The sequence below is a fragment of the Exiguobacterium sp. FD-YE-25-4 genome, from assembly GCF_057004685.1.
Genome location: NZ_CM168041.1, coordinates 623,165 through 645,875 on the forward strand (window position 1 = coordinate 623,165; position 22,711 = coordinate 645,875).

18 protein-coding genes and 1 other annotated feature are annotated in these 22,711 nt (G+C 52.5%); of the genes, 15 read left to right on the forward strand and 3 right to left on the reverse strand.

All coding sequences use genetic code 11. The features are described 5' to 3' along the window. Positions 1-42: 42 nt before the first annotated feature. From AC13H5_RS03230 to AC13H5_RS03240, 3 genes are all read right to left on the reverse strand, one after another. Complete coding sequence (locus tag AC13H5_RS03230; protein ID WP_483546295.1) at positions 43-2,991, reverse strand: SH3 domain-containing protein; 2,949 nt, start codon at positions 2,989-2,991, stop codon at positions 43-45. Between the two features lie 161 nt (positions 2,992-3,152). Continuing rightward, positions 3,153-4,082, reverse strand: a complete 930-nt coding sequence (locus tag AC13H5_RS03235) for an alpha/beta fold hydrolase (protein WP_483546296.1) — start codon at positions 4,080-4,082, stop codon at positions 3,153-3,155. A gap of 19 nt (positions 4,083-4,101) precedes the next feature. Beyond that, on the reverse strand, positions 4,102-5,787 hold the full coding sequence (locus AC13H5_RS03240; RefSeq protein WP_483546297.1) for a formate--tetrahydrofolate ligase: 1,686 nt from the start codon (positions 5,785-5,787) through the stop codon (positions 4,102-4,104). Between the two features lie 242 nt (positions 5,788-6,029). On the opposite strand from AC13H5_RS03240, the gene AC13H5_RS03245 reads away from it, so the two are divergent. The 15 genes from AC13H5_RS03245 (at position 6,030) to AC13H5_RS03315 (ending at position 22,640) form a co-directional block, all read left to right on the forward strand. Then, positions 6,030-6,935 carry a carbohydrate ABC transporter permease gene (locus AC13H5_RS03245; protein WP_483546298.1) on the forward strand — a complete coding sequence of 302 codons (906 nt, stop codon included), beginning with the start codon at positions 6,030-6,032 and terminating at the stop codon, positions 6,933-6,935. Then, entirely contained in the window at positions 6,932-7,837 is a 906-nt protein-coding gene (locus AC13H5_RS03250; protein WP_084592978.1) for a carbohydrate ABC transporter permease, read from the forward strand. The genes AC13H5_RS03245 and AC13H5_RS03250 overlap by 4 nt, the downstream gene beginning before the upstream one ends. Before the next feature lie 104 nt (positions 7,838-7,941). Then, positions 7,942-8,183, forward strand: a binding site (T-box leader). Between the two features lie 66 nt (positions 8,184-8,249). Next, positions 8,250-9,233, forward strand: a complete 984-nt coding sequence (asnA, locus tag AC13H5_RS03255) for an aspartate--ammonia ligase (protein WP_138859955.1) — start codon at positions 8,250-8,252, stop codon at positions 9,231-9,233. A 181-nt stretch (positions 9,234-9,414) separates the two neighbouring features. After that, the gene (locus AC13H5_RS03260; RefSeq protein ID WP_034781154.1) at positions 9,415-10,710 is read left to right on the forward strand and encodes an ABC transporter substrate-binding protein; all 1,296 of its coding nucleotides are present in this window, start codon (positions 9,415-9,417) and stop codon (positions 10,708-10,710) included. A 147-nt stretch (positions 10,711-10,857) separates the two neighbouring features. Then, on the forward strand, positions 10,858-12,045 hold the full coding sequence (locus AC13H5_RS03265; RefSeq protein WP_483546299.1) for a right-handed parallel beta-helix repeat-containing protein: 1,188 nt from the start codon (positions 10,858-10,860) through the stop codon (positions 12,043-12,045). Further along, a complete protein-coding gene (locus AC13H5_RS03270; RefSeq protein WP_215190612.1) occupies positions 12,032-12,577 on the forward strand; it encodes a nitrous oxide reductase accessory protein NosL in 546 nt (181 codons plus the stop codon). The genes AC13H5_RS03265 and AC13H5_RS03270 overlap by 14 nt, the downstream gene beginning before the upstream one ends. Further along, the gene (locus AC13H5_RS03275) at positions 12,578-13,381 is read left to right on the forward strand and encodes an ABC transporter permease (protein ID WP_251128358.1); all 804 of its coding nucleotides are present in this window, start codon (positions 12,578-12,580) and stop codon (positions 13,379-13,381) included. Beyond that, positions 13,368-14,087, forward strand: a complete 720-nt coding sequence (locus tag AC13H5_RS03280) for an ABC transporter ATP-binding protein (protein WP_214823797.1) — start codon at positions 13,368-13,370, stop codon at positions 14,085-14,087. The genes AC13H5_RS03275 and AC13H5_RS03280 overlap by 14 nt, the downstream gene beginning before the upstream one ends. Before the next feature lie 63 nt (positions 14,088-14,150). Beyond that, entirely contained in the window at positions 14,151-15,611 is a 1,461-nt protein-coding gene (locus tag AC13H5_RS03285; protein ID WP_214797598.1) for an MDR family MFS transporter, read from the forward strand. A 32-nt stretch (positions 15,612-15,643) separates the two neighbouring features. Continuing rightward, positions 15,644-16,756, forward strand: a complete 1,113-nt coding sequence (locus AC13H5_RS03290; RefSeq protein WP_483546300.1) for a PQQ-dependent sugar dehydrogenase — start codon at positions 15,644-15,646, stop codon at positions 16,754-16,756. A gap of 96 nt (positions 16,757-16,852) precedes the next feature. Next, entirely contained in the window at positions 16,853-18,052 is a 1,200-nt protein-coding gene (locus AC13H5_RS03295; protein WP_483546301.1) for a M48 family metallopeptidase, read from the forward strand. 107 nt (positions 18,053-18,159) lie between these two features. Beyond that, positions 18,160-19,908: a sensor histidine kinase gene (locus AC13H5_RS03300; protein ID WP_483546302.1), complete on the forward strand. Its 1,749-nt coding sequence runs from the start codon at positions 18,160-18,162 to the stop codon at positions 19,906-19,908. Next, positions 19,905-20,612 carry a response regulator transcription factor gene (locus AC13H5_RS03305; RefSeq protein WP_034781142.1) on the forward strand — a complete coding sequence of 236 codons (708 nt, stop codon included), beginning with the start codon at positions 19,905-19,907 and terminating at the stop codon, positions 20,610-20,612. Before AC13H5_RS03300 ends, AC13H5_RS03305 begins: the two co-directional genes overlap by 4 nt. Before the next feature lie 15 nt (positions 20,613-20,627). Further along, the gene (deoD, locus tag AC13H5_RS03310; RefSeq protein WP_034781140.1) at positions 20,628-21,341 is read left to right on the forward strand and encodes a purine-nucleoside phosphorylase; all 714 of its coding nucleotides are present in this window, start codon (positions 20,628-20,630) and stop codon (positions 21,339-21,341) included. 141 nt (positions 21,342-21,482) lie between these two features. Continuing rightward, entirely contained in the window at positions 21,483-22,640 is a 1,158-nt protein-coding gene (locus AC13H5_RS03315) for an MFS transporter (protein WP_483546303.1), read from the forward strand. The last annotated feature ends 71 nt before the right edge of the window (positions 22,641-22,711 follow it).

Sequence of the window (22,711 nt, forward strand, 5' to 3'; positions counted from 1 at the left end):
CAAGAGACACGCGCCAACGTCGGCTGCGTGTCTCTTTGTGTCTTACTGGAATTTCGGAACTTCGAAGTAAAGCGTGTAAGCGTCGAGCTGTTGATACATGTTGTAAATATTGGCCGTTTGTTTTGTTGCCCACGAAATATCGGTGGCATATTGATACGTACCTGGATTGCTCGGATTGAACCGCATCTTATAGAGCGTGTTCTGTTTCCGGCTCGAGTTGTTGATATACGAGTCGCCGATGAACTTGGCCCCGCCGATGATAGCGGCTTCCGGTGTGAACCAACCTTCTTTATAAGCGCGCTCAGCACCTTTGACATGGGCGTTCCCGTCAATCGCACCGATGCCGTACATATTGTAGACGGTCTTCGGCGTGACGGCCTTGCCGTCGACGCTCGAGACGACTGTCCCGTTGGCGAGTGCGGACGTTCCGTGTCCCGTCTCTAATAACGCATGCGACAACAGATAAATCTCGTTGACGTTGTGCGTACGTGAGGCGTCGATGAACGCTTGGCCACGGCCTGCTAAAATTCCTTTGCCGACGAGCGATTTGTTCAACACGGTCGCTGTCAAATCTGCACTCTTCGACAAGTCGAGGAATTGGAAATATTCACGTGACGTCGTGGCGAACGAAGTCGGTGAAACTTGACGTGTGATTTCTTCATCTGTCGCAAGACGCCAATTCCGGTCATAGACGCGAATATTGTATCCACTCGGGCGATAGTAGCTGATTGTGTAATACTGACCGATTTCACCGGTGATGGTCACCGTCTCACCCGGGTTGATCACCCCGAACGAGTGCGCCGTCAATGAGGCATCTTTCAACACCTTGACGTTTCCGGCAACGTTGGCGGCGCTGACATATCCCGTCAATAGACCCGATTTTACTTTATACCAAGTCGTCGAGCCGACCTTTTGCGTGCCGAGATATTCGAGCTTCGTATTGCTCGAGAGGCTAGTCAAGCTGGCAGCCGATGATGAGGCGGTTGCTTTCAAGTACTGGAATGAAGTTGTAAATAGCTCTGTCGAGGCGATCGTCCCGGTCGTGGCAGTCGTTGTCGCACGAGTGATGTATGATTTCGGTACATACGCGTTCGCGGCGCGATATGCGTCCGACTGGGCGAACACGTTGCGCTGCTTCGTGACCATCGTCGCAAGCGTATACGGATAAGCCGTCTCTGTGATCACCATCTCTTTACTGCCGGCAACAGGCGGCGTGTACGGTTTCGTATACGTGAGGGAGATGTACCCTTTTACGAGCGAACCGTTGACGAGGTACGAGATGACACCCCAGTCGCTGCCGACGATTGGTTTCACTTTGACGACCGTTCCGTTAGCGAGCGTACCGATAACGTTCCCGTCTACCGGTTTCGTCCGGACGTTCAACGTGCCATTGTTGGCGACGACGACCTCGACTTCCCGTTCAGCTTCTAACTGTTCTTCTGGAGCCGGTGGTTTGTCGGCGAAATAGGCGGCGGTCGCATAGCCCGTGAGCGAGCCGTACTTGATTTTGTACATCGAACTCGTCAAGCCAGCCTCAGAAATTTGCTGAACTTTCGTTCCCGTCGGAATGACGGCAATTTTTGTTTTCGGTGAAACAGACCGGTCATAGAGGACGACTCGTTGCGTCGTATAATAATCGGTCACGACGATCACCTCCGGTTTGTCGACTGAGAAATGGCGTGAAGCTGCATAGCCCGTTTTCCCATCGTAACGTACTTTAAACCATGAACTCGACAATCCACTCTGCGAAATCTGCTCGATTTTCGCGCCGAATGGAATCGTGTCAATTTTCGTCGCACCCGAAGCCGATGAACTATACATCGCCACGTTGCGAATCGCGTAATAAGGTTTGATCACAATCACTTCTGGCGGAGTCGTCGAGAAGTTTCGAGCCGCGGCATAGCCGGTCACGCCATCATATTCAATCTTGAACCACGAACTTGCGAGTCCGGCCTCTGACACTTGTGTCACTCTGCTACCGGCCCGGATTGTCCGTAGACGTTCCGCCCCTGAAGCTGATGATTTATACAAGACGAGGTCACGAGCGGCATAGTAAGGCGTCCGCACGACGGTTTCTGGTTTTGTCTTTGAGAAATTACGTGCTGCCGCATAGCCGGTCACGCCATTGTAGCGGATTTTGAACCAAGATGAGCTAAGTCCTGGCATCGCGAGTTGTTCGACTTGGGCACCGAGTGGGATCGTCGCGATTTTCGTCGCGCCCGAGGCGGAACTGTTATAGAAAGCGACGTTCTTGACCGCGAAGTAAGGGGTCGTCGCTTCCGGCGTCAAGAGCGAAGTCGAGAAGTTCCGGGCCGGGGCGTATCCGACGGTCGAGCCGTACTCGATTTTAAACCACGAACCGGTCGCGCCGAGTGAGGCGAGGTGCGTCACTTTGGCACCTGCCGGAATCGTTCCGATTTTCGTCGCCCCTGAACCTGTCGAGTCATACAGCACGGCTGTCTTGACAGCATAGTAAGACGTTTCGACAGGTGTCGTCGGTGTGAAGTAGCGGGCTGCAACGTAACCTGTATATTTCCCGTAAGTCACTTTCATCCACGAGCCGGTCGCGCCGTGCGAAGAGATATAGGTCACGGTCGCGTCTTTCGGGATCGTCGTGAGGATGACGGCAGAAGTCGACGTCGACGAACGCAAGTTGACGTTCGCGTCCGCTGTGTAGGCCGAGGCCGTTGCCGTCGCTGTTTTTTCAACGGTTGATTTCAATGTCAAATACGTTGCCGACACGTAGCGTTTTTCGCCCTCGAATTCGATTTGGGCCCAGTTATCGTTCGTTGTGTATACTTGAACGGTCTCGCCTTGCGTCAATTTCCCGACAATGTCCGAAGTGGTCGAAGTGGCGGAACGTACGTTTAAAATAGATGTATTCACGGTTCCTTCGTATGTTGCTGCATATGAATGAGCGGGAACAAGCGTACTCAACATTGTGCTAGAGATGAGGACGGCCGTGCTCAATCGTGTGATTGTTGGCTTCAATGTGTTACCCCTTTCGGTGAATACAGATCAACATGTATGTATTCATGTAGTGTGCGGTCTAAGTATAGCGTACTTAAAAATTGGAAAGAAGAATGTAAATTACAAAAAAGGTAAATGAATTAGAAAAGTGATGTATTTTTATGGAAAGAAAAAAGAACCTCCTAGGAAATGGAGGTTCTTTTTTCGATTTGTACGGTTTGATGCATCCAATCGCCGATATCGGTCCACACGTCTTGTCGTTGTCGTTCACGCAAAATCTCATGTCTGGCATTGTCATAGGAGAGAACGGTCAACTCGATATCAGCAATTTGGTGTTTACGAACGATTCCCGTGAGTCCTTCACCGTCATGGACGACCGGATCGTCAGCCCCGACAACGAACAAGATGGGTAACGTTTTCGGATGCTCGTGAATCCGGGCAGTGGACGTCACATCGAGTGAGGCGCGGGCGACCTCATGCAAGTAGCCGAGCGTCGGAATCCCGCCGCAATCCGGGTCGTTTACATAGGCGGATACTTCTTCTGGAACGCTTGAAATCCAATCGCTCTCGGTCGTGGCGGGTAAGAACTTTAAGTTGTATCGTCCGAACAGCAAGCGTTCGAAAAAGCGAGATTCATATTGGCTCCCTTTGAACCGGATGGCCAAATCGATCGCATACAGTCCGATCCGCCCGATCCATCCCGAATGTGGAGGCGGAGACACGGCGATGACGCCAGCCAGGCGATGACCTAACCGTTGCCCGAGGCGACGGGCGAGCAGTGAGCCGAAACTATGGCCGAGGACGACAGTCGGCAACTCGTCTTGATAGTGATCGAGGAGTGAGATAGCGTCATCAACCATTTGATCAAATCCTTCATGTGGAGACAAGTGGGCGTAAGTGGACTGATCCCGTGCCAAAGAACCGGCACCGCGGAGATCGCATAGGAATACGTTAAAACCAATTTCTGACAAAAAATCAGCGAATTCGACATATCGTCGGTGATGCTCGAGCATACCGTGAAAGATGAAGCAATTTCCAATTGGTTGTGAGGTGGGAATGTGTAGCACATGCGTCCGATACCCGTCCGCATACGTATGTTCCGTGACGTCCATCTGTATCCCTCCGTGTCGTTTAAAATAATCCGATTGCTTTACCGGTCTCGTCGATTCCCATATTCAAGGCGGCCGGTTGCTTCGGCAGACCTGGCATCGTCAAGACGTTTCCGGTCAAGGCGACGAGGAAGCCAGCGCCGACCGACGGTTTCAACTCTCTTACGGTCACAGTGAACCCGTGCTGGTAGCCGAGTTTCGTTGGGTCGTCTGACAGCGAGAACGGTGTCTTCGCCATACAAATCGGTAAGTGTTGCCAGCCGTTCGCTTCGATTTGAGCTATTTGTTTTTTTGCGGTCGCGGTGAAGGTGACGTCGGCCGCCCCATACACTTCACGGGCAATCGTCAAGATTTTTTGTTCGATCGAATCGGTCAACGCATAGAGCGGGGTGAATGCACTCTCATTCGACTCAATCGTCTCGATGACGGCCTCGGCGAGCGCACGTCCGCCTTGGCCTCCGTTTGACCACACTTCACTGAGCGCCACTCGAATGTGGTTCGCTTCACACCAGTCGAGGACGGCCGCCAACTCTTCGGTCGTGTCTGAATTGAATCGGTTGAGGGCGACGACGGTCGGCAAGCCAAGTTTCCCCATCGTCTCGACATGTTTGGCAAGAAGTTTTAATCCGTTCCCGACGGCCCCGACGTTCTCGACGTGGAGTTGGTCTTTGGCGACGCGACCATGCATTTTCAAGGCACGGACTGTCGCCACGAGGACGACGGCGTCCGGATTTAATTTACCGATGCGTGACTTGATGTGACAGAACTTCTCGGCACCGAGGTCGGCTCCGAATCCGGCTTCGGTGACGACGTATTCACCGAGCTTGAGCGCAGTTTTTGTCGCAATCAACGAGTTGCAGCCGTGAGCGATGTTGGCGAACGGACCACCATGAACAAGCGCGGGCGTCTGTTCGAGTGTTTGCACCAAGTTCGGCTTGAACGCTTCTTTCAACAACAGGGTCGCGGCACCAGCCGCCCCGATTTGTTCGGCCGTGATCGGTTCGTTGTCTTGATCGTAGGCGACGACGATGCGCTTGATGCGCGTCTCAAGGTCGGTCAACGAATCGGCGAGGCAGAGGATGGCCATGATTTCGGACGCCACGGTGATGTCAAATCCGTCTTCACGTGGTACCCCGTGGGCACTGCCGCCGAGTCCGATCGTCACGTGACGAAGTGCACGGTCATTCAAGTCGAGGACACGTTTCCAGACGATTTTACGGACGTCGATCCCGAGGTCGTTCCCTTGATGAAGATGATTATCGAGCATGGCGCTGATCGTGTTATGAGCTGCGGTGATCGCATGCATGTCACCTGTGAAGTGAAGGTTGATGTCTTCCATCGGCAACACTTGGCTGAAACCGCCGCCGGCCGCACCGCCTTTTAAGCCCATCGTCGGACCGAGTGATGGTTCACGTAGACAAACGATTGCTTGTTTATCGAGTTGATTCAACGCCTGTCCAAGTCCGACGGTCACGGTCGACTTTCCTTCACCGGCTGGAGTCGGATTGATCGCCGTGACGAGGATGAGTTTCCCGTCTTCTCGAGTCGCCATCCGATCGATGACATCGAATGATAACTTGGCTTTATATTTCCCGTATAGATCGAGGTCATCTTCTTGTAAACCGAGTTTTTCCGCAATCTCTTTGACAGGTAGCATCTCGGCTTGTTGGGCAATTGTTAGGTCGGATAACGGTTTAATCGTCGTCATGTATAAAATCCCTCCACTTTCGAACATTGTAATCTATTTAGTCCATTTCATTCGTGAATCGACCCGGAATCAAGGTTTAATCTTTCGTTGGGGAAGACTCGTTCGTGTTGTCATTGAGTTTATCATAACCCATCGCTTCGTAGAATTCACCCATTGAGTGCAATATATTCCACCCTTTCCGTCAAATGTATCCGTTTTCATTTTTGGTCCAGGAAGGTAAGTTGATAGTGGAGGCGATGAACATGACAGAAACACCGAAACGAATCAAACGGAGACGAAATTGGAAGAAGCCGGCGAGTTTTATCGCATTCGTTGGTCCGGCCTTTGTGGCATTTGTGGCAATCGTGCTTATTCCATTTTTCAACGGGATTTATTACAGTTTCACAGATTGGAACGGTGTGACGGGGCAATTGAATATGGTCGGACTGGACAACTACCATCGGATTTTATTTGAAGATGAACAGTTCCGCGCTTCGTTCTGGATCACAACGAAATATACGCTCGTGGCCGTGGTGCTGACGAATATCGTCGGCTTCCTATTGGCTTTACTATTGACGATGAACATTAAGACGCGCAATATTCTGCGCACCGTCTTTTTCATGCCAAACTTGATTGGCGGGCTCATTCTCGGGTTCATTTGGCAGTTTATCTATGTGAAGGGCTTTGAATCAATCGGGGCACTGACCGGGTGGAGTCTGTTCGAACTGCCGTGGCTAGGTGACGCTCAGACGGCGTTCTGGGGCATCGTCATCGTCGCCATTTGGCAAGGTGGGGGCTATGTCATGGTCATTTACATCGCGGCGCTCCAAAATGTGCCGACAGATTTACTCGAAGCGGCTAAAATCGATGGGGCAAACCGGTTGAAGATGCTTCGTCATATCACCCTCCCGATGATCATGCCGTCGATCACGATTTGTCTGTTCTTGACCATCTCATGGTCGTTCAAAGTATTCGATACGAACTTATCACTGACGAACGGCGGGCCGTTCAAATCGACGGAGATGCTCGCTTTGAACATCTATACCGAATCGTTTGTGAATAATAACTACGGACTCGGCTCGGCGAAAGCAGTCATCTTCTTCCTCGTCGTCGCGGCGATTACCGTCACGCAAGTGTACTTGACGAAAAAGCGGGAGGTGGAGGCATGACGACGGAAAAAATTGAACGCATCGAAGCGAATATCGATCAGGCACCACGACAATTGTTGCCGCAAAAGCCGTTGCGGACGGGCGGATATACGGCGGGGCTCGGTCTCGTCGAGTTGGTGGCGATTTTACTCGGGCTCTTGTACCTCGTCCCGTTCTATTACGTCATCGTCAACTCGTTCAAATCGATCGCCGAGATTTACACGAATACGTCTGCCTTGCCGAACGTTTGGCTCGCCTCGAACTATTCAGAGGCATGGGAGGCGATGAACTACGGACGCGTCTTCTTGAACTCGCTCCTCATCACGGCCGGCGCGAACCTACTGATCGTGTTGTTCACATCGATGGCGGCTTGGAAGCTCGTCCGGACGAAACATTGGATTTCGACGGTCATCTTCTTCTTGTTCGTCGCGGCGATGGTCATCCCGTTCCAGTCAATCATGATTCCGCTCGTGAAAGTATCGAGCGTACTCGGGTTGTTAAACAGCCATTGGGGACTGATGGTCATGTATCTCGGGTTTGGGTCAGGCATCTCCGTGTTCTTATATCACGGGTTTATGAAGTCGATTCCGGAAGAAATCGAAGAAGCAGCCATCATTGACGGTTGCTCGACGTGGGGCGTCTTTTGGCGCATCGTGTTCCCGCTTTTAAAACCGATCACGGTGACAATCGTCATCTTGAACAGCCTTTGGATTTGGAACGACTTTCTGTTACCTTCACTTGTCCTCCGAGACATCGAACTGCGGACGATTCCGCTCGCGACGTTCTATTTCTTCGGACAATATACAAAACAATGGGATTTGGCACTCGCAGGTTTAGTCCTTGGGATCGTTCCGCTCCTCGTCTTTTTCTTCGGTATGCAAAAGCATATTATCAAAGGGATCACGAGCGGCTCGATCAAATAACCCTTCCCAAGGGTCTCCCCCGTCCGCTACACGGGGGAGAATTTTTTTGAAAAAAGCTGTTGACATTCGTCGGAATATTTATAATAATTGGGTCAATTCAATTGTGAACGACATTGAAAGGACGAGTACACAGAAGACGTAAGCAAAGCGAGCCGGGGAAGGTGAGAGCCCGGACTGAAATCTCTGTCGAAGAACCTCCTGGAGTCGCTACCCGAACGCTTTGCAAGTAGACGTAGCCGGAATGTTCCCCGTTATCGGAACTACGAGATGTTCGTCTCGAAAAAGTGAGTAGATTCGTCTACTAATTTGGGTGGCACCGCGGAGCTTGAAGCCTTCCGTCCCATAGTCCATGGGATTGGAGGGCTTTTTTCTATTGCTCCGTCCCAAAATCCCACAATTGGAGGAAGAAAACATGACAACGACAGCAACAAGCAAGATGAAAGCGAAACAACAGGCGATTACAGTAGTGAAGGCGACATTCGAAGACAAGTTCAGCACGGCGCTTGGGTTGACACAAGTGCAGGCCCCGCTGTTCGTCACATCGGCGAGCGGTGTCAACGACCACTTGAACGGCGTCGAACGCATCATTCAGTTCGACACGCAGTATCCGGGACACGAACTTGAAATCGTTCAGTCGCTCGCGAAATGGAAACGAGAAGCGCTCGGCCGTTACGGATTCGAGGTCGGGGAAGGCTTGTACACCCAAATGCGCGCCATCCGTCGTGATGAAGAGCTCGACGCGACGCACTCGCTTCACGTCGACCAATGGGATTGGGAACGCGTCATCGCCCGGGAACACCGGACGACGGAGTACTTGAAGGCGACGGTCGAATCGATTTACGCGGCACTCCGCGAGACGGAGCAGACGGTCGAATCGATGTACGGGATTGAGGCGATTTTGCCAGAGTCGATTCATTTCTTGACGAGCCAAGAGCTCGAAGACCTTTACCCGACGCTCACACCAAAAGAACGTGAGCACGCGATTTGTAAAGCGTACGGTGCGGTCTTCCTCTCGCAAATCGGTGGTGCACTCGCCTCAGGCGATAAGCATGACGGTCGTGCGGCCGACTACGATGACTGGTCACTCAACGGCGACATCCTCGTCTGGCACCCGGAACTCGAATCGGCGTTCGAATTGTCGTCGATGGGGATCCGTGTCGACGAGACGGTACTCGCTGAGCAGTTGGCTACAGCCGGTGCCGAAGAGAAACGGAAGTACCCGTTCCACCAAGCCGTCCTCGAAGGACGCCTCCCGCTTACCATCGGAGGGGGCATCGGGCAATCCCGTGTCGCCATGTACTTGCTTCGTGCCCGCCATATCGGCGAAGTCCAATCTTCGGTTTGGCCGAGTGAGATGATCACCGCGTGTGAAGAAGCCGGAATCAGCCTGTTGTAATTATATAGAAGAAACTAAAACCAGGACTTTCTTTTTCAATAAGAAAGTCCTGGTTTTCTGTGCAACATTTTCCACCCTACACGTCAATTTTGACACCTACATAATGGAAGCGTTTTCATCTAAAGTTAGGGTGTACCGATTGGAATCATGATTGTCGACTCTATACTTAGGAGGAAGCAAAATGAAACGTAAATGGAGATTATCAACTGCCGTCATGACGGCTGGGATGGTATTGACGCTTGCGGCCTGTGGCGGCGGGTCGCTTACGGAAGATGAAGGATCGAACGATGCGAACGCGGATAGCGGGGACAAACAAGACGTCACGTTGAACGTCTTCCAGTTCAAGGCGGAAATCGCCAAAGACCTCGAGGCGATGGCGAAAGAATACGAAGAAGAGACTGGCGTCAAAGTGACCGTCCAAACGGTCGGAGGCGGAGCTGACTATGGGGCAGCGCTCAAGTCCCAGTTCGCGTCAGGCAATGAACCGGACATCTTCAATAACGGTGGCTTCACCGAAGCACAAACGTGGAAAGACAAGTTGGAAGACTTGTCGGACGAGAAATGGGTCGGTGACTTGACCGAAGTGGCCAAAGAACCGATGACGATGGACGACAAACTGTACGGGATGCCGATGAACTTGGAAGGCTATGGTTTCATCTATAATAAAGAGCTGTTCGATAAGGCGGGCATCAGCGAACTGCCGAAGACGTTGTCTGAGTTGACGGATGCGGCTGAGAAGTTGGATAAAGCAGGCATCACGCCGTTCTCGGTCGGTTATGCCGAATTCTGGATTCTCGGTATCCATTTGCTCAACATTCCGATGGCGCAGCAAGACGATCCGGATGCGTTTATCCAGGCGCTGAACGAGAATAAAGGAAAATTCGAGGACAACGAGCAATTCCAACAGTTCTTGAAACTGTTCGACCTCACGATCAAATATGGAAATAAAAATCCACTTACGACGGACTATAACACGCAAGTCACTCAGTTCGCTCAAGGTGAGACGGCGATGCTTCAACAAGGGAACTGGGCGCAACAGATGATTCTTGACGTGAACCCGGACATCGAGATGGGCTTCGTGCCAATTCCGATCAATGATGACAAAGAGAAGATGGACCGCCTCCCGGTCGGTGTCCCGAACAACTGGGTCGTCAACAAAAACTCCGAGTATAAGGAAGAAGCGAAGGATTTCCTCGAATGGATGGCGACGTCCGATACGGGTAAAGACTACATGGTCAACAAGTTCAAATTTATCCCGGCGTTCAAATCGATTGAAGCGAACGACCTTGGACCACTTGCGGACGATATCTTGGCCTATTCAAACGAAGGCAAGACGATCTCGTGGAACTGGTTCAAGTATCCGGATGGTGCGGTCAACGAGTATGGCGCACTGATGCAAGCATACGTTGGCGGTCAAAAGACAGGCGACGAGATGCTTCAAGACTTCACGAAAGTATGGGCCGATAAGGCGAAATGATAGCAACACAAGCGGCGAAATGACCCCTTCGCCACTTGTGTTTTTTTTATGAAGAAACTGTCACATGAATCCCATAAAAATGACACACATACCCCCCTAGGTTTTCGTACAATATGTTCTGTAAGCGATTCATCAAGAGGAGGGGTTATGAAACGACTAAGCGGGTTACTCGCGTTATGTTTCTTCTCACCGATCACTGTTCAAGCGAACGAGGAACCGGTGTCGCTCAAAGAACCGATTGTGATTCAATCGAACGAAACGTTTAACGGTGAAGGAAAGCGGTTCAGTAGTTGTGAACATCCTGCGTTTCAACTCGAAGGGACCGGGGCCGTGCTCGAGAACGTCGAGATCGAACAGTGCGAACGGACGACCGTACCCGCGGTGCTCGTCGTGGGACTCGGCCATCAAGTCATCGACGTTACGATTGAGGCGACCGGGACCGGGATCGCCGTCGAGAACAGTTACGGGGTCAGGTTGATTCGACCGAACGTGACAGGGAAGCGTGAGGAGGAAGGAATCTCCATCGAGGATAGCGAGGCGACAGTCATCAAAGGAGCCATCGTCGACCACGTCCGTGACGGCATTTATATTGAAAACGGGACCGGACACGAGTTGACCCGGCCGCTCGTCACGAACTCACGATACGGCGTTCATCTTATGTTCCCGACGGACGTCTCGATTGTGTCCCCGAATCTGCACAACAATGAAACTGGCGCGATGGTGATGGGGACCGAGCGCGTCCGTATCGAGAATGGACAAATCTATGATCAAGTCGGTGCGACAGGAATGGGACTCATGCTGTTCGAAGCGATTGAAACGAGCATCCGTGCCAATGCGATTTATGGGAACCGCGTCGGCATTTATGCCGAAAAATCGGAATGGACGACAATCCATGATAACGGTGTGAACGGAAATGATATCGGCCTAAGGATGAAACGGGCCAACGGGATGACGTTGACCGGGAACGATGTGACGAACAATCGCTATCCCGTCGTATCATTTGAAGCGGCCGATAACGTGATTGTCGGCAACGAATGGGGCGGGCAGACACTCGATTTGACCCAGGACGGGCAGAGCGAGATCCCGTATCGGGCCGACCCATATTTGTTTTTGCTCGCTGATTCGTATGAAGCGTTTGAATTGCTGTACGGGGCTCCAGGGTTGACCGTACTCGAGCGTGTCCTCAGGAGCCCCGACGAGGTCACGCTCACCGATGTTTCGCCACGGGCGACGACGTTCGAGTTAAAGTGGCAGGGAACGGTTGGGGCAACCGTGTTAAGTGGATTATTGATTTTATTATGGCGATTTGGGAGGAAACAAGATGATTACTTATAAGAAGATGGCAGGATTACTTACCGTATCAGGATTGACGCTCGCATTAGGTGCGTGTTCAAGCGCGGCGGCGGAACCGTTTGACATCGAATGGGGCGAGACCGAATGCGAAGTATGTAACATGAAGATCATGGACGAACAGTTCGCTGCCGAGGCGATCATGGACAACGGAAAAGGCTATGCATTCGATGACATCGGTTGTTTGATGCGGGACTGGTATCCGGAACAGACAGAAGAAGACATCGCAGCTATGTACGTCAAAGACTACAACACGAAAGAATGGGTCGACCTTGAAGAAGGAACATTCGTCTACGATAAGATGTCGAAGACACCGATGGCTTACAATATCGTCTCGTTTGCGAAGGAAGCGGATGCTGAGGCATACGTGGACGAGAACGGCGGCATGGTCATGGACCTCGACGACTTGAAAGACCATTCATGGGAGCGCGGGGAAATGAAACAGCATAAAAAGATGAACGCAGATGATGACAGCAAGATGAGTGAGAATGATTCCTCAGAAGGCCACGGACAGTAAATGATGCTGTGGCGGATCGAGTGGTCGCGCACGTTACGTCAAAAAGAGAGTTACGTCTTCCTGTTCACCTGGATGGTGACGCTCGTGCTGCTTGGCGGTCTCGGACAAGCGCTACCGGTGGCGACCGCCTACACGAACGTCAACGCGACATTACTCACCATCATCGGACTCGTCTTACCGCTTTTCGTCATGTTGACGACGGCGCTCCAGTGGGGAGGGGAGCGGGAGTCGAAACGTTTGCGTCTCTTGACGACGTACCCGCTATCGATGTTTCACCTCGTCTGGATGCGTTACACCGCCTTTCTCGCGACGCAGGCTTTAATTGTCACGCTCGCCTATGCGCTCTCGTCATTCTTCGTATCGATGCCTCTCAAGACGTGGGTCGTCCTTTGGGCATATTCGCTCGGGCTCATCGCGTATGGGGCGGCGTTCGGGACATTCGTTGGCGTCATCGGTCGAAATCGGCTTCAAGCTGTCCTCATGTCTTTCCTCGTTTGGACTGTCTTGATTTTGTTATGGCCGACGGTGCTCGTCAGTGTCATTGCGTGGATACCATACGGTGTTCAGGCGGAAGCGATGGTCGGCGCCTTGTTTTTGAACGGATTTGAGTTGTTGCGCGTCTGGGTGAGCGCAGTATTGGCGGCCCCCGATTTGTTCGGGGCCATCTATGAAACGTTTATTGGGTGGCTCGACGGCCCGGTCGGTACGGCTGTCGTCGGTGCGACAATCATCGGGGTCATTCTCAGTATGTTGGGCGCGGCGGCGTGGTGGTTACGACGGGAGGGTCGACATGATTCAACTTAATCAAGTGGGAAAACGATACGGCGAGTCATGGGCGCTCCATCCGCTTGACGGTGCGATTGACTCAGGCCAGGTCGTCGCTTTATGCGGCAGCAACGGGGCTGGGAAGTCGACACTGTTGAATCTTATGAACGGCACGATTCCCCCAAGCGTCGGGAGCGTGTCCTTGAACGGTCGAACGATCGATGACGGGAAGGCGTACCATCGGACGTTTGGATACATGCCAGACGACTTTGCGTTCGATCCGTCTTGGACCGTCGGTGAGACGTACGCCTATTACACATTATGGCAAGGTGTGAAACCAGATTTAGCGCTGTTGGAGCGCGTCGGTCTCGATGGATTGAGAAACCGAGCCGTCGGGAAGTTGTCGAAAGGGATGCGTCAACGTCTCCTACTGGCGCAGGCGCTCGTGACGAAACCTGACATCTTGCTCCTCGATGAACCGACGAACGGACTCGATCCGACTTGGATGCGTCTGCTCGGTGACTTGTTGCGGGAAGAAGCTGAACGTGGTGCGACGATCGTATGCTCGACACACCAGCTTGATGTGGCAGCGATGCTCGCTGATGAAGTATGGATGCTCAAGGACGGTCGGCTCGCAGGTCGCGTCCTCGTCACGGACGAAGCGGCGGCTTATGCTGAAATCAAACGTTTCTTTTTCGAATCGGAAGTTGAGGCTTGTCAAACCGGCGCGGCTCGCACAAAATAATAGACAGTTGAAGTGGTGCTCGGAACCTTCCGGCACCACTATTTTATTGGGGAGATGAAACAAATGAGAAAGAATGTTACGGTCGCGCTGTTGTTGGCGACTTTTTTAGCGGCGATTGAAGGGACGGTCGTCTCCGTCGCAACGCCGGTCATCGCGAGCGAATTGAATGGGGCTGCCCTCGTGAGCTGGGTGTTTGCCGCCTTCTTGCTGTTCACGGCGGTATCGACACCAATCTATGGGAAGGTGGCCGATTTGTTCGGCCGAAAGCGTGTCCTGTTATTTGGAATCGGGCTGTTCACGCTCGCCTCACTTCTTTGCGGACTTGCCACATCGATGGAACAACTGATTGTCTTCCGGGCGCTTCAAGGGCTCGGCGCCGGTGCGGTATTACCGATCTCGATGACGATTATCGGCGATTTGTATAAATACGAAGAGCGCGGCAAGATTCAAGGGATTTTGAGCGCGGTGTGGGGCGTATCGGGCGTGCTCGGTCCGGTCATCGGCGGATTCTTGGTCGAGACGTTGTCTTGGCGTTACGTCTTCTTATTGAACGTACCGTTCGCACTGTTATCGTTCATCATGATCGTCACGTTCTATAAAGAGACCGTGACCGAGACGACGGAACGGATTGACGTCAAAGGAGCGTTGTTGTTCGCGTTCGGTACGACGGCGTTCTTGTATGGGCTGATTACGTTCAGCGAGACGAACGTCTGGACGGCCTCGGTCGTCGCCAGTGCCGTCTTCAGCGTCATCTTGCTCACCAGTTTCTTCTTATCGGAACGACGGGCGAAGACACCGCTCTTGCCACTCGAATTATTGAAACAACCAATCATCGCGTCGATCAATGGGGCCGTCTTCTTCGCGGCGTGGGTCCTCGTGTCAATGTCGGCCTATATCCCGATTTGGGCACAGGCCGTCCTTGGGAAATCAGCGACCGAAGCCGGATTCATGCTCATGCCACTCTCGGTCGCTTGGACATTCACGTCGATTATCGGCGGCCGTACACTTGGAGCGGCCTCGCCACGGCGTCGGGCCGTGACAGGAATGAGCCTGCTCTTGATTGGGACGATTATTTTAACGCTCATGAACCCGGCGAGCGCGGACGCGTGGGTCTATCTCGCTGTGGCCATCATCGGAGTCGGGTTCGGATTGTCGCAACCGATGTTCATCGTCGTCTTGCAGACCGTCGTATCTTACCGGCAACGCGGGACCGCGACGGCCGCGAACTCATTTTTGAGTACAGTCGGTCAGACGCTCGGTGTTGCCGTGTTTGGTGCAGTATTCAACTTTATCGTCCTCAGCGGTTTCCGTGACGAGGCGGGCTTGAGCGACGTATCACTCGAATCGTTCTTTAATCGAAGCGTCACCGAGACGTTAAACACGACGGTCCGGCTCCAAGGCGAGCAACTCATCGCCACCGGATTGAATACCGTCTTCATCGGAGCGGCACTCGCGGCGTTCATCGCGTTGTTGATCGCGCTTCGCTTACCAGCTAACCCACCCGAACCTTCACGCGACAACTAAAGACACGGTATGATGGTGAAAAGGAGGCGATCATGTTGAAACGATGGATCCTTGTGTTATCTCTTGCCGTATTAGCAGGTTGTGCATCGGAACCTGCTGACGCACCGGCGCCAAAAGAGACTCCGGGCGAAGAGTCGACCGAAGAAACACCTGCGGAAGATACACCAGGCGATGCACCAACATCGGAAGCAGACGATTCGCTGACATTCGGTGCGAGCGAGTCTGTCGTTGAGCAATTGGACGTACCGTGGTCGATGGTAAGGACCGACGAAGGATGGCTTATCTCGGAACGAGGTGGCACAATCGCCGTCATCGATGCGGACGGGAATCTCGATCGACAACCGGTCGTCCTCGAAGAAGATGTGCTCGAAATCGGCGAGGGTGGTTTACTCGGCCTGGCCTTGACAACAGATTTCACGACATCCCGACAAGTGTACGCCTATCATACGTACGGGACACCTGGGGACGTACGAAACCGGGTCGTCGAATTGACGTGGGACGGGGAGCGCTTTGAAGAGACGGCTGTCGTGCTCGATGAGATCCCAGGCGCCCAGTTCCACAACGGCGGCCGCTTATTGCTCGATGGCGACGCACTTTGGGTCACCACGGGAGACGCCCTCGTTCCGGATCTCGCTCAAGATGAGACGTCGATTGCCGGAAAAGTGTTACGGGTGTCCTTATCCGGAACAGGCGAGCCGACCGATTGGATTTATTCGTCGGGACACCGCAATCCCCAAGGTTTGACGAAAGTTGGCGACACGCTCTATGCGAGTGAACATGGGGCGTCCGGTCACGATGAAGTGAACATTCTCGAGCGGGGAAACAACTATGGCTGGCCGCTCATCGAGGCAGACCAGGAACAAGATGGTCTCGAGACACCATGGTTCGAAGTCGGGGAGACATCGTGGGCACCTTCGGGAATCGCGGCGGACGACCGTTACGTATACATGGCGACGCTTCGGGGGAATCGCCTTGTTGCCGTCGACCGAGAGACAAAAGAGGTCACCCCGCTCGTCGAGGACAAAGGGCGTATCCGTGATGTCTGGTTAGGAGACGGAGAGCTCTACTTCATCACGAACAATACGGATGGACGCGGAAATCCGAGCAATGAGGATGATCAGCTGTATCGCTTGACCCTCGAATAGAAACTGACACCCGTGTCAGTTTCTATTTTTTTTTGTTGTCGATATCCAATTATCAGGTATAATGGACTTCATATGGAAAATGAAGGGGAATTTTACATGAAACAATCGCAATTGGTACATAAGAACGAAAAACTGTATTTTGGACTGCTCGTCGCGGCCAGCGTGTTGACGGTGGTGTTAGGAATCGTCTTCACAATCGCCTCACTCGGTATTTTCTTATGGATAATCGGAACGATTTTAGCACTGTCTCTATTCACGCACTGGCTTCAAATCGGATATATTCGCACGAACGGCGTCAAAGTGACAGAGCGTCAATTCGCCGACTTGCATCATACGTATCAGCGTGTCGGGCAAGAGATGGGGATTCGCCTACTCCCGGACGTCTATATTCTTCAAGCCGGGGGCGTCTTGAACGCTTTCGCGACACGTTTCTTCCAAAAGAACATGGTCATCTTGTATTCGGATATCGTCGAGTTGTCACGTGATGGGTACACGAAAGAAGTCGAGTTTGTCATTGCGCATGAACTGGCACACATTCGCCGTAATCACGTTCAAAAACAGTGGGCCATGATGCTCGGCGGCTGGATCCCGTTTTTAGGGTCTGCCTATTCGCGCGCCTGTGAATTTACGTGTGACCGCATGGCCGCCCACTACATTCAAGACCAAGCCGCATCGAAACGTGCCCTCACGATTCTTGCGATCGGTGGGAAGTTGGCAAAAGAAGTGAGCGAGTTTGACTACTTGTACGAAGCGAGCCGTGAGAACGGATTTATCGCCAAGTTGAGCGAGCTGTTATCGACGCATCCGCCGCTCCCGAAACGGATTGCGGCCATCGCGACGAACGCCGGTGAGACGAACGTTCCGGTCTTCAAGACGGCCGGATACGTCAAAGGGTCGATTATCAGCACGATTATCTTGAGCGTCATTGTCAATGTGGCCATTGTCGCCTGGTTGTTCACGAGCGACGGATTGACTGGCTTCTCAGAAGGGTTCGGCTCGCTTGATGCGATGGCAGAAGAGCCGATTCAAGAACTTGCCTACAACGCCGCAACGTACGAAGAGTTTGAGGCTTTATTGGCAGACGGGGCTGACGTCAACACGCAAGACTTGTACGGCGACACGCCGCTTCATAACTTGCTCTATAATGAAGGCGTGGACATCGATACGGTTGGGTTGTTGCTTGAGAACGGCGCCGACGTCTCGCTTGAGAACGAGGATGGCATGACACCGGCCGAACTCGCAGCTGACTCCGGGCAACCGACAGGCATCATCGAATTGATTCAATCATACGAATAAATAACGAGGTTTATGGCCGGAACAAAGGTCATAAACCTTTTTATTTTCAAGTGTTGCAAACGCTTGCATAAGCCGTGATATAATGACAGCGAGGAGGCGATGCGCGGATGAGCATTCGGACGAAGCTGACGGGAATGATCGCTTTGACGATTATCGTTCCCGTCATTTTGGCGACGGTCATTTCTTTTTGGTACGTCAAAGACAGGGAGCGAGAGCGGGGGCTCCAGCTCACCGAATGGTCGCTTGAGCGTGGGACGCTGCAAATGGAGCGATATATCTCGGACTTGAGCCGCCTGCCGACAAGTCTATATGCGAACCGGGACGTGCTCGATATTCTCGAGTATGGGCCGGGGCTATCCCTTCAGCAGACCGAATTGGAAGTGAGACGGGCGCTCCTCGGAATGTACTTGTCCCGCGAGGATGTGGCCCAGATTCAACTGCTCATGCTCGAGGACATGGACTCGTTCGCCGCTTATAAAATGAAAGTGTCCCCGCGTTCGAAACAGCAACCGAGTGCGATTCAACAGCAGTTGTTGAAGGATGAAGAGAGTCGCGTCCTGCTCGAGGCCTCGCATCCGCTTGTGCCGTATCATGATTTCGGTCCGCTCGTCTCGGAAGAAGAGGTCGTCACGCTTCATTTTCGGCTCGATAAGATTGAGACGGACCAGCCGCTCGCGATTCTTTCCATTGATATCCCGGAAGACGTCTTCATCGGTCAGCTCGCCTCGTTACAGAACAACCCGACTGAGAGCCTCTGGTTCATCGGAGGCGGTAATCAAGTGTTCGCGCAACTCGGTGACGGTGAAATCCCGCAAAACGTGTCGACGAACTCGTTGTCGAGCGACGGGAAGCATCACCGTATTGTCAAATCGTTCGAGTTTGAGAACCAGACGTTTTACGTCGGGAAATCGATTCCAGATCGTCTGTTGACCGAACCGGCATCGCGGACATCGTTCATCATCTTCGTTGTTGGGATGGTGTCGCTCGTATTGGCGTTGATCGGTGCGACCTACGCTTCGATGCGCTTGACGACTCCGATCAAGACACTGACATCGAATATATGGCGCATCGAACAAGGGGATATGACGGTCTCGTTCGATTCCCTGGGAAATGATGAGTTCGGTGTGCTTGGACGGCAATTCAAACGGATGATCGAACGCATTGACGATTTGATTCAACGCGAGTATCGTCTGGCGCTCGAAAATCGGACGAATGAACTGAGAGCGCTCCAAGCCCAGACGAACCCACATTTTTTATTCAACGCCTTGCAGTCGATTGGGACGCTTGCCCTGAAAGGGGACGGTAAGACGGTGTACCGGTTGATTACCCAACTCTCGTCGATGATGCGTTACACGATGCATCCGGACGAATCGATGGTGACGCTTAGGCGAGAAGTCGACCACCTCACGTCTTACATTCGGCTGCAGCAAGTCCGGTTCCCCGATCAATTCGAGATCGAGGTCGACGTGCCGGAGACGCTCCTCGACTTGACCGTGCCGAAGATGATTTTGCAGCCGCTCGCCGAGAACTTCTTTAAGCACGGGTTTGAGCGGGACGGTGCGACAGCAGCGAACCGCTTCTCGGTCCGGATTCACCAGGTGGGGCCAGATCTCGTGATTCGATGTGAGAATAGCGGACGCGATATCTCGGACGAAGAGCTAGCGCTGTTAAAAGAACGGATTGAGAAGTCGACCCAACCTTTGAATGGTGCAGAAGGCACCGGTTTAAAGAACATTCGGGATCGACTCATGTTAAACTATAATCGGGAGGCTCAGTTTATGTTGGCTACACCAGAGACAGGCGGATTTCGTATTGTCATGCGTTTCCCGGCTGTAAAGGAGGCGGATGCGTCATGACGAAAGTATTGATCGTCGATGATGAGTCGCCGGTACGGGAAGCGGTGAAACTGCTCGGGGAGTGGGAACAGCTCGGCGTCACGAAAGTGATCGAGGCGCAGGACGGGGAAGAAGCGAAACGAATCATCGCCAAGGAACGGCCGGCACTGATTTTATCGGACCTGCAGATGCCTCGTTGTAACGGCATCGAGCTGATGGAATGGGTTCATAAGGAAGCTGAGGCGACCAAGCTAATCGTATTGACCGGTTATGACGAATATTCGTACATGCGGCGTGCGATTCAGCTCGGTAGTTTTGATTACTTGTTGAAGCCGATCGACCCGGACGTCTTGAATGAGACGCTTGCACGCGCTCTTGCTGACGTCACGCCTGATGAAGCGGATCCGATTCTACAGATTGGTGCGTTCATCGAGCGCCATTATGCGGAAGAACTCAGCTTACAAGGGATGAGCGAGCGCTTTTACTTGAGCCGCGAATACATATCGCGTCGTTTCAAACAACAGTACGGCGTCAACTTATCCGAATATTTGCTGTCGATCCGGATGCTCGAGGCGAAACGTCTCCTTGAGACGAGTAGACAACGTATTTATGAAGTCGCCCAAGCGGTCGGCTTTTCGGATGATAAATATTTCCGGAAAGTCTTTAAAAAACAGGTTGGCATCACCCCGAATGAATATCGGGAGCAGTGTCACCGACTATCTTGAAGGAGGAATTTAATCATGAGTGTACACATTGGGGCAGAACCAGGACAAATCGCAGAAACGGTATTGTTACCGGGAGATCCGCTTCGCGCGAAATATATCGCGGAAACGTTCCTTGAGGACGTCGAGTTATATAACGAGGTCCGCGGGATGTATGGATTCACAGGAACATATAAAGGGAAACGCATTTCGGTTCAAGGGACAGGAATGGGCGTTCCATCGATGTCGATTTACGTGAACGAATTAATCATGTCATACGGCGCGAAAAACTTGATCCGTGTCGGTACGGCCGGTGGGATTCAAGAAGACGTTAAAGTACGTGACGTCGTCATCGCGATGAGCGCATCGAGTGAGATGGGTCAAAACCGTGTGCGCTTCAACGGGATGGACTATGCACCGACAGCGACGTTCGACCTCCTACATCGCGCTTATATGAACGCTGAAAAGGCCGGCATCCCGGTCAAAGTCGGTCAAATCTTCACAGCCGACCAATTCTATCAAGATGATTTCCACCATTTCAAGAAGTGGGCCGACTTCGGTTGCCTCGCCATCGAGATGGAGGCGGCAGGACTCTACACACTCGCTGCGAAACATAAAGTGAACGCGTTGACGATCCTTACGATCTCAGACCACTTGTTGACAGGAGAAGAGACGACATCCGAAGAACGTCAAACGACGTTTGACGAGATGATCCGTGTCGCACTCGATACAGCGGTCGAAGTCACGAACTGATGCAAATGCCCTACAAGCCACTGGTTTGTAGGGCATTTTTGTGTCCGTGCGCCTTCCCGTGTATACAAAGTGAAACTGGCAAGCTAGACTGAAGCTGAAACGAACAGTTCGAAAATCGGGCTGTACCAAGGAGTTGTGACTATGAACAAAGCATCTGCCTTTGTCATTTATAGTATCGTCTTTTTTGCTTTCTTTGATCTTTTTGCACAGCTTCCGGTCATGAGCACGTTCGCGACATCGGTCGGTGCGACACCGTTCATCGCCGGACTCGTCATTGCCATTTATTCGTTGTCGAACACGTTCGGCAACATTTTATCGGGAATCTGGACTGACCGGATCGGTCCGATCGTCATCTTATTCGTCGGTCTCGGGCTATCGAGCCTCAGTCTATTGTCATACCATCTCGTCGACACATCGACGACGCTTCTCATCGTCCGCATCGTGCACGGGTTCGTCGCCGGCTTGATCGTACCGGCCGCGTTCACGTTGTCTGCCAATTTGACCGCAGCAAACCGTCAAGGGAAGAAAGTGGCATTGACCGGCAGTTTTGTCGGGTTGGCGGCCATCATCGGGCCGGCGTTCAGTGGGATCATGGCGAGTCGAACGACCGTCCCCGTCGTTTTCACATACGTCGCGTTTTATGGGGCGATGGTCGCATTACTCGCACTCATCTTTTTACGTCCGTCGAAACTGTCGCTCGGAACATCGAGCCGTCAAGAGGAAGGGAAGTCACGGCTTGAACGTGACGTCGTGAAGGCGTATATCGGTGCCTTCCTTTTAATGTTCTCGCAAGGTGCGATCGCGTTCTTGCTACCACTTTATGTACAGTCGCTCGGCTATGACTCCCGCTTGAGCGGGACACTGCTTAGTACGTTCGGAATCATGGCGGTGCTCGTATTTGTGTTACCGACGAACCGTTTGTTCGATCAAATCGAACCAGCGAAACTTGCGGCACTCGGTGTCGGCATTCTTGGTGTGAGCCAACTGTTGATCGGCCGTGCCGAGACATCTAGTCTCTTATACGGGGTGCTCGCCTTGTACGGTGTCGGTTTCGCGATCTTATTCCCAGCCATCAACACGATGTTGATCAAAGCCACCAACCATGCCAACCGTGGCAAATCCTACGGATATTTTTATGCCTTCTTCTCGCTTGGGACGGTAACGGGCTCTGCTTTTTTAGGCTGGCTTTCCATCACGTTGACGCAAAAATTCACGGTGACCGGAGGCATCTTGCTCGCCGCCGGGGTGGTTCTCGTCATGATGCAACAAGCGAAAAAGCGGAACGTGCCCGTGAGATAAGGTAGACCGAGAGTGTGCGGAGCGAAGGTTCAAAATGGTCGATGGCCAAGAGAAAATGATAAGATGAAGCT